6 protein-coding genes are annotated in these 8,797 nt (G+C 41.0%); 1 reads left to right on the plus strand and 5 read right to left on the minus strand.

Annotation, left to right across the window (positions count from 1 at the left end):
• From AM228_RS23665 to AM228_RS23685, 5 genes are all read right to left on the minus strand, one after another.
• Positions 1–847, minus strand: an 847-nt coding sequence (locus AM228_RS23665) for an ATP-binding protein (protein ID WP_156332011.1), incomplete at its 3' end; no start/stop codon positions are given.
• A 49-nt stretch (positions 848–896) separates the two neighbouring features.
• Positions 897–1,751 carry a hypothetical protein gene (locus tag AM228_RS23670; protein ID WP_054469402.1) on the minus strand — a complete coding sequence of 285 codons (855 nt, stop codon included), beginning with the start codon at positions 1,749–1,751 and terminating at the stop codon, positions 897–899.
• A gap of 93 nt (positions 1,752–1,844) precedes the next feature.
• Positions 1,845–2,903 (minus strand): hypothetical protein, encoded by a 1,059-nt coding sequence (locus AM228_RS23675; RefSeq protein WP_054469403.1) that lies wholly within the window; start codon positions 2,901–2,903, stop codon positions 1,845–1,847.
• Positions 2,904–3,138: 235 nt separating this feature from the next.
• Positions 3,139–5,193, minus strand: coding sequence for an ATP-binding protein (locus tag AM228_RS23680; RefSeq protein WP_054469404.1), 2,055 nt, complete (start codon positions 5,191–5,193; stop codon positions 3,139–3,141).
• Between the two features lie 132 nt (positions 5,194–5,325).
• Positions 5,326–7,446, minus strand: a complete 2,121-nt coding sequence (locus AM228_RS23685; protein ID WP_054469405.1) for a P-loop NTPase fold protein — start codon at positions 7,444–7,446, stop codon at positions 5,326–5,328.
• A 273-nt stretch (positions 7,447–7,719) separates the two neighbouring features.
• On the opposite strand from AM228_RS23685, the gene AM228_RS23690 reads away from it, so the two are divergent.
• Complete coding sequence (locus tag AM228_RS23690) at positions 7,720–8,679, plus strand: GDP-mannose 4,6-dehydratase (protein ID WP_054469406.1); 960 nt, start codon at positions 7,720–7,722, stop codon at positions 8,677–8,679.
• Positions 8,680–8,797: the final 118 nt, after the last annotated feature.

The following is an 8,797-nucleotide window of genomic DNA, read 5'->3' on the forward strand; positions in this document are numbered from 1 at the left end:
CGCGTGAACGAATCGCACTAATCAGACTAATAATAATGAAAAAGTTTTTCAGCCTTTCATTATGGATGGTGGTATTGACGGTAAATAATGCTTGGAGTTCTTCATGGCCGGCAGTCTCTGCCACTTTGTCGATCTGGTCAAAACAGAGGACAATGGGCTGAGTATTTGCCGAAATTTTGCCAAAATTGCTTAAAATATTTTTGGCATCAGTTTCATTGTCAATTGACCGTTTGACTCGAATCGCTTTTAAACTTTCTTCATCTAAATCATCACCGCGCAACCAATCACAAACGGTATAATATAAGTCAGGATTGGTTAAATCATACAGGGCGCCAAAAAATTCATTAGGGTTATAAATTCCTGACGGATAGGTTCCCCTCAAGTTATGAATAAATAAACCCCTTTCTCCCAAGATTTTCTTTTTCAGCCCGCGATCGCGAAATGCGGATAAACTCTTTAACCATAACAATAACTGGGACTCGGTTTCTCCAGCAGGCTTTTGCATTAAACTATCCACGGTATAACGGAGAATATGTCGCCAAATTTGCCCCTGTTCTACCCACGGACCAATATAGGCAAAAAAAGCCGATTGGTTAAGTTGCTGTTTGAGTCGAGATAACAGATAACTTTTCCCCGAACCGCGATCGCCAAGTAGTAAAATACTGCGAGTTTGATGATCTTTAGCGACTTGGTTCAGTAATTCGGTAATTTCTGCGATCGCCTCTTGGTGAATTGAATCTACCGTCAATCCAGACTGTTGTGATTCTTGCCAAAAATCACTCGTATAAAAAGTCACTGGATCGAACGGATTCACATCTTGTTTAATAATGTCATCAATAGTTGCCATAAGTTAATTCCACCTAAAACATCGATAAATTTTGCCCAAACACGCATTCTTAATTGAGGATGATAAAAAATAGATAGCCCCCGAATTCTAGACGAATTCCGGCGGCAATTTGCTCTGGAGTGTAATTCATCCCTTCTTGTAAAGAACTTAGTTCTATTTTATTTTCCCGTTGCAACCGATAAAGGGCGCGATCGAACTCATCCTTAGACATAGAAGCTTTCAATTTTTCCCACAAGTGAAAAATTGGCAAATAATTCTCCGTTCCCAGTCCCCGATCTAAATCGCTGATAATTTGCAAAATCTCGCGATCGCTTGATTTACCCACAGATTTTTCTGCCGTAATATCTGCCGCAGCGACTGTCGATGAGATTGCCTGGTTCGGTGTGGCAATATATGCAGAATTTACCTGAACTTTTCGCATCAACCGCAAATAATCCGTCAGCATTTTTAAAGTAATATTCGCCGAACTGCTATTAGACTGATATTCTTCAATTAAAAATTGCTGACCCCGTTCGGTTAACCAAACTTCTTTAATTTCTTTTTCCGTCTTAATAAAGCCACGATTAGCTAAACCCTCAATTACCGTTTCCCGTTCCTGACTAGGAATATTGATTTTTCCCGGAGTAATTGGCCCTTGACTACTTGCTTGCAGCACTTTAATTTCTTCGGGAGTCACCGGCAAATTGGTGGAGTCAATTTTGAGCAAAGATTTGCCTGGAGGGGCAATGGTCAAATTTTTAATTTGTTCCCGACAAGCAACCAACTCGCGATCGCGTAGTTCTCGACAAATGCTATTTCGTTCCGGCGATCGCATTTTCGGGGTTGGTTGAATTTCACTCAGAGGAGCACGGTAATTAGGGAAACTCAATAACTTTAACAGAAACTTCAGTTCTTTAGCATTCATTGTATGTCACCTCATATGTATTGATTAGCCCGTTATACTAGGATCGCTCAAATTGGGGCAATTGGCACATTTTGTTTCAAAATTAAACATTTTTTAATCAAAAGTAATCAAACCCTTCCTGTCATCCTCATCCTCACCCCTGATTTTTTCCTTCGAGGGATAAGTCCTGACAATGAAAAATAATGACCATGCTTTTTCTTGAGGAATTGCCGCATCAAAATACTCTGGACTGTAATGGAGAACCTCCTCCAAGGATTTTAGTTGAATTTCCTGATTGGCTTGCAGACGATATAAAGCTTGGTCTAATTCTTCCCTAACCAATAAACTTTGTAACTTTTCCCGCAGATGAAAAATTGGCAAATAATTTTCTGTACCCAACTCCCGATCTAACTGTGAAATCAGTTGTAAAATATCCTCATCACTGGGTAGAATCGGTGACATTTCTGTGGGCATATCTGTGGGCATATCTGTAGGCATATCTTTTAACGCCCCTAAGTGAATATCTAATTGGCGAATTGTCTGTAAAATATCCAGTTCATTTATCGGAAAATTATCCGAGTAATTCATCAGCTTTGACGGCTGGATTAGCTTCGCTTTCACCGCCCCTCGGATATGATTTGGGATATGATTGATGAGTCTTGGGGCTGGCTGTTGATAAAATTGATGAACCAATCGCAAATAATCCGCTAACATATTAAAAGGAATATTCCCCGACTGCTCCCTGGGATCGTAATCTTGAATTAAAAACTTTTGTCCGGTTTCCGTCAACCAGACTTCATCAATTTCTTGCTCAAGCACCAACAAATCACGACGGGCTAAATCTGCAATAATTTTCAGACGAGAATCCGCAGGCAATCCGGTTTTACCCGGAGAAATTTTTTCCGTTAAACAGGCTTGTAATACCTTCAATTCTTCTAAGGTTAATTCTCCCTGTAGTTGAGCCGATTTAAGCCAAGTCTTACCCTGCTGAGAAATCCTGAGTGTTTTAATCTGTTCCGAACAAGCCACTAAATCGCGATCGCACAATTCACGACAAATTTTATTTCGTGCCGCTGCCTGCATTTTTGGCGTAGGTTTCACGTGACTTATCGGCGCCCGATAATTGGGAAAACTCAATAAATTTAACAAAAATTTCACTGCATTAGAATCCATTGGTTTTCTCTAACATCAATTAAACAGCATCAAATCCGAATCCTAGCACCAATCCAAAAGCTAATAACTTTTAGCTAAAAGTTATTAGCTTTTCATCCCATCCGCAATCTATTGCCCATCCCCACGCTAATCCGTTGCCCATCAGTTATCCCATCAGTTAACCCATCCTTTGCCAATCCCTTGCCAATCTCTTATCCCATCAGTTAACCCATCCGTTGCCAATCCGTTGCCCCTCTTACTTCAACAAGCAAAGTAACTGGGAATGCACTGGCGCCGTTTCATCCAGAATTATCATTTTTTCCTCCTGACAAAGTTCAGTAATTAACTGATTAACCACCACATCATCAACATCAGGAAACTGATCCAAAGTATTTTGCATCAACACATAACGACCCATCATTTGCTGAGTTTGCATTAAAGCCAACAAATAATCTTTCACCTTTTGCAACTCCTGACTAAGATCCTGACCAGAAGTAATTTTTCTTTGGGGAACCCCAGTCACCCCAACAATCCGAGTATAACCGGCAAAAATTCCCAACGCATCCAACAAAGGACAATCTTGTAAAAGATTAGACTCTCTAATTAACTCTTGTAACTCTTTTAAATTAGGAGTGCGATCGCCTAACACCAACTCACCAGCACAAGCCGCATTCACCAAATTATGATAACTTGCTAAATAATGCACCGAAATCATATCCGGTAATAAATGACGATGGGGATATCCGGTAAAAATTTTACTATATAATTGATTGCCTTGATTTTTCCTGGTGCCTAAATTTTCAGACCGAATCAAAAATAGAGTTTTACACCGGTTTATCAGCAAAGCTTTTTCACAAGCTTTCATCATATGAAAAAACCCAACTAAATTCGGATCTTCTGTCCAAACTAACCCAATTCGGCCAATTTGTACCGGCAAATGGTAGCTTAAAGAATAACTAGCATACTTGGGACTAGGCAATAGTTTTGCCTCAATGCCAATCACCTGCAAAGCTTCCAAAGCTTCTCGCAGCATTTTGATCAATTCTGGGGCGGAAAATTGACGAATTCGGCTAATTTTGTGCTCGGTTTTCTTAAATTCTTTCAGCCAGAGTAATTTAAACGCCGCTAGAGGATCCGGTCTGCTAATATGAACCGCATATTTTTGATATTTTTCTTGTTGAGATTGATGAAACTCATCGAGTCCCAATTGTTTTGCTTCTTGAAAAAGCTGTCGTCCCAACATCAGCACATAGCGGGGCTTGGTTTTGCCCCCAGGAAACTTAAAATTCAGGGCATCGCGAGACAGGGGATAAATGCGCGATCGCGGCTGAATTTCTGCTTGTTGGTGTAGGGGATAAAGTCGGGTTGCCCACAAAGCTTCTGCTTGATCTAAACTAATCGGTTGCAGGCGAATTTCTCGATCGATTCGGGCAAGGTCTGCCCCTTGTACCCGCTTTTGATGCTGTTTCCAAGTATTCGTAACCACACTGATAATCACGAAAAAGTTTTTCAGTTTTTCATTATGCAGGATAGAATTAACGCTAAACAAAGCTTGTAAATTAATAAATCCATCTAAAGCCCGGTCAATATTATCTAAATTATCAAAACATAAAACAATCGGCTGAGTTACTGCGGCAATTTTACCCAAATTACCTAAAATATTCCGGGCAGCGGTTTCCGTATCAATAGCATTTTTTACCCGCAACAGCTTGAGACTTTCTTCATCTAAGCGATCGCCCTTCAACCATTCACACGCGATCGGATACAAATCTGGATTATGCAAATCATAAAGCACCCCAAAAAACTCATTGGGATTATAAATTCCTGAAGGAAAAGTTCCTTTTAGATTATGGATAAACAACTGCCTTTCACCCAAAAAGCGTTTCATAAACCCTTCCGAGTGAACAGCCGATAAACTCTTAATCCAAAGCAGTAATTGAGATGATTTTTCTCCGGTTGGCACATACATCAAACTATCTACCGTATTGCGTAAAATATGCCGCCAAATAAAATCACTTTCCGGCCACGGGCCAATGTAAGCAAAAAACGCCTGACAATTCAAACTTTCTTTAATTCGCCCTAACAAATAACTTTTGCCTGCCCCAGAATCACCGGCTAATAACAAAGTTCTGGTACGACGATCCTGGTTGACTTGTTGCAATAATTCTTCAATTTCATGCACCACATCTTGATGAATTGAATCCACAGTTAAATCCGTTTCTTGCTGTTCCTGCCAGAAATTTCCTGGGCGAAACGTTGTCGAGTCAAACGGGTTTAAGGTTTCCTGAATAATTTGCTGGATGGATGTCACAGAATATTACCTCATTTGATTAAATTTTGTTATTGTTTATTGGTTATTAGTTATTTGTTGTTCTGGCGATTTAGGCAAAAACAAACAACAAATAACCAACAACAAACAACAAACAACAAACAACAAATTAATTTATTGAGCAAAATAAATTAATTGCTCCTCAATTTTGGCATTAGGGTCTAAGATATTAATTTTTTCGTTTTCTTGGCATAAACGGTCGATAATTCCTTGGACTTGGGACTCACTTGCGGGGCTAAATTGACTGCGGGATTCTTCGATTAACCGCTGACGGGCAATACACTGCTGAGTCATTAATCGATTCAGGATAAATTCTTGGACATTGAGCAAATTATCAGGATCGGCAGCCACGGAGTTGACAGAAATTAGGCTTAATTCTTGCAATAATTGGCAATTTGATAAAATATTTGACTCGCGGATCAAGGATTCTAATTCAGCCAGATTAGGGGTGGTATCTCCGACCACTAATTCACCAGCGATCGCATCATTAACTAAACCATGATAGGTGACTAAATAGTGAACCGAATTCAGAGCAGGAATAATATGGATATGCTGGGGCTGGCTAAATAGTTTTTGGTGCAGTTGATAACCTTGGTTAGTGGGATTTCCCACGCTTTCCGAGCGAATTAAATAGAAATTTTGACAGAGATTTTCGGCGATCGCCTCCTGGCAGACCTTCATCAGATTGCAAAATTTCACCATATTCAAATCTTCCGACCAAACCACCCCCACCTGAGTTGATTTACCCGATAATTGATAACTGAGAGAATAACTGGCATAAGTCCGACTTGAAGATAGAAAACGAGGTTGAATTTCCACAGGTTGAATCGCCGCGATCGCCTCAGCCAACATCGTAACTAATTCTGGGGAAGAATATTGACGAATCCGAGAAATGCGATCGACCGTTTGATTAAACTTCCTCAACCAAACCAACTTAAACGCTGCCGTAGTCGCTAAATTTGAGCCATTTTTCTCCACTTGGGCATCAGCTTCATCTGCCAAAGCCTCTAAAGTTGGCACAGTCCAAGGACGAGAGTCTTCAACAATTAACTCAGCCTGCAAAATTTCTAAAGGTTCTGCCCCTGCCTCTGCGTTTTGCCTGGAAACAGCATGGCCATTTTCCATCAAACTAAGTTTATAATCTTGAAATAACTTCCGACCCAACATCAGCGTATTTCGCGGACGAGTTTTTCCTCCGGGAAATTTAATTTCCAGGATATCTCGACTCAGGGGATAAATGGACGAAACAGGCCGAGGATTTGCCTGAAGATAGAGCCGATTTAGGCGACTTTTCCATAAAGTTTCTGCTTCATACAAGTTAATTTTTTTCAATACAATCGAAGCATCAACGCGGTCTTTATCCGTTGGTTGGATGCGATGGGCATTTTGTCGCCAAGTATCGGTAATAATACTAATAATTACCAGAAAATTTTTCAGCTTTTGATTGTGAATTACTGAATTCACGCTGAACAGACTTTGTAAATCAATATGGCCATCACTGAGACGAGCAATATTATCAATTTGGTCAAAACATAGCACAATAGGCTTACTTTCAGCGGCGATGCGGCCAAAATTTGCCAGTATTTTTTGGGCCGCATCTTCCGTATCAATGGAATGTTGAACGTGCAACAATTTCAACTGCTCTTCATCTAAATCATCGCCGCGCAACCACTCACAAGCTAACTCTTTTAATTTGGGATTGGTTAAATCATACAAAACTCCAAAAAATTCATTGGCATTGTAAATTCCCGCTGGGTAAATTGCCCGGAGGTTTTTAATCACCATAAGGCGTTCCCCGCGCAACCAGTCCAGCAAGCCTCGCTGTTTAAAACCCCACAAACCTTTTAGCCATAAAATTAACTGAGAATCTTGTTCTCCGGCGGGAACTTCTAATAAACTATCAACGGTGTAACGTAAAATATGCCGCCAAATATAATCACTTGCCGTAAAGGGTTCAATATAGACAAAAAAGGCTTTTGGGTTCAGCATACGTCTCAGCCGTCCCAACAAATATGTCTTACCAGATCCGGTTTCTCCTTCCAGCATTAACGTCCGAGTGCGATGATCCTGGGAAATCAGATCCAGAGTTTGTCCGATCGCCTTAATTGCCTCTTGATGGATTGACTCCACCACAAATTCAGGATTTTGGTCTTCTTGCCAAAAATTACCCGACCAAAAAGTTTCGGCATCAAATGGATTCGGTTCTTGTTGAATAATTTGATCGATAGTAGTCATTGAACGTTAAAAATAATAAACACAGATAAACTTTCAATAAATAACAAACCGCCCCAAGGCAGACTCATGGAGTTTAATTTGATTTAATTTGAAAATTGGCTTAAAATTGGTTGAAAATTAGCGATCGCCCTCAATTTCAATAAAAAATTAAAAAAATGAAAAATTTCCCACGATTCTGGGTAGACAAAACATAGTTTATCATTGATGCGAGCCACTTTATACCTAGATCGCATCGACGATCGTAAAAATTGAGAAAGGTTAATTAACAGTTAAATGAAAAAAGCACTGATTTGTGGGATATCCGGGCAAGACGGCGCCTATTTAGCCAAATTACTCCTAGAAAAAGGCTATGAAGTCACCGGCACTTCACGGGATGCTCAAATGTCCTCCTTTAGAAATCTTCAACGGTTGGAAATTCGGGAACAGGTGAAATTAACCTCCATGTCCCTCACCGATTTTCGCAGTGTCTTGCAGGTAATCAACAAAATTCAGCCCGATGAAATTTATAATCTTGCCGGTCAGAGTTCCGTGGGCTTATCCTTTGACCAGCCGGTAGAAACCCTGGATAGCATCACCACGGGCACCTTAAATATATTAGAAGCGATTCGCTTTACCGGCGCACCGATCAAACTGTACAACGCTGGATCTAGTGAATGTTTTGGGGATACCAGCGATCGCTCTGCGGACGAAGGCACCCCATTCAGACCCCGCAGCCCTTACGCCGTCGCCAAAGCAGCCGCCTTTTGGGAAGTCGCCAACTACCGGGAAGCTTATGGATTATTTGCCTGTTCCGGCATTTTGTACAACCACGAATCCCCCCTAAGACCGGAAAGATTTGTCACCCAAAAAATTATCGCCGCTGCTTGCCGCATTGCCCAAGGGAGTAAAGAAACCCTGACTTTAGGGAATATGTCCATCAGACGGGACTGGGGCTGGGCGCCGGAATATGTCGAGGCGATGCATTTAATGTTGCAACATGAACAACCCGATGATTATGTAATTGCCACGGGAGAAAGCAATAAATTAGAAGATTTTGTCGCCGAAGCGTTTGCCTGTGTCAACCTCAATTGGCGCGATCATGTCACCAGCGATCGCAGCTTATATCGTCCTACGGACATTGCCGTCGGTCGGGGACACCCCGCCAAAGCCAGAGAAGTCCTTGGTTGGCAAGCGAAATATAAGATGCAGGATGTAGTCAGAATGATGATTGCGGCCAAACAAGCATCTTTATAATTTGTTGTTAGTTGTTAGTTGTTAGGTGTTAGTTGTTTGTTGGTTGTTGGTTGTTAGTTGTTGGTTGGGGAACGGGGAACAGTTATCAGGGAACGGGGAAAGTGAAAAGTCGTAGGGG

It is taken from the genome of Planktothricoides sp. SR001 (assembly GCF_001276715.1).
Taxonomy (GTDB): Bacteria; Cyanobacteriota; Cyanobacteriia; order Cyanobacteriales; family Laspinemataceae; genus Planktothricoides; species Planktothricoides raciborskii.

Coding starts and splice junctions, on each gene's coding strand:
- AM228_RS23675 (WP_054469403.1), bottom strand. CDS start 2,903: ATGGATTCTAATGCAGTGAAATTTTTGTTAAATTTATTGAGTTTTCCC.
- AM228_RS23670 (WP_054469402.1), bottom strand. CDS start 1,751: ATGAATGCTAAAGAACTGAAGTTTCTGTTAAAGTTATTGAGTTTCCCT.
- AM228_RS23685 (WP_054469405.1), bottom strand. CDS start 7,446: ATGACTACTATCGATCAAATTATTCAACAAGAACCGAATCCATTTGAT.
- AM228_RS23690 (WP_054469406.1), top strand. CDS start 7,720: ATGAAAAAAGCACTGATTTGTGGGATATCCGGGCAAGACGGCGCCTAT.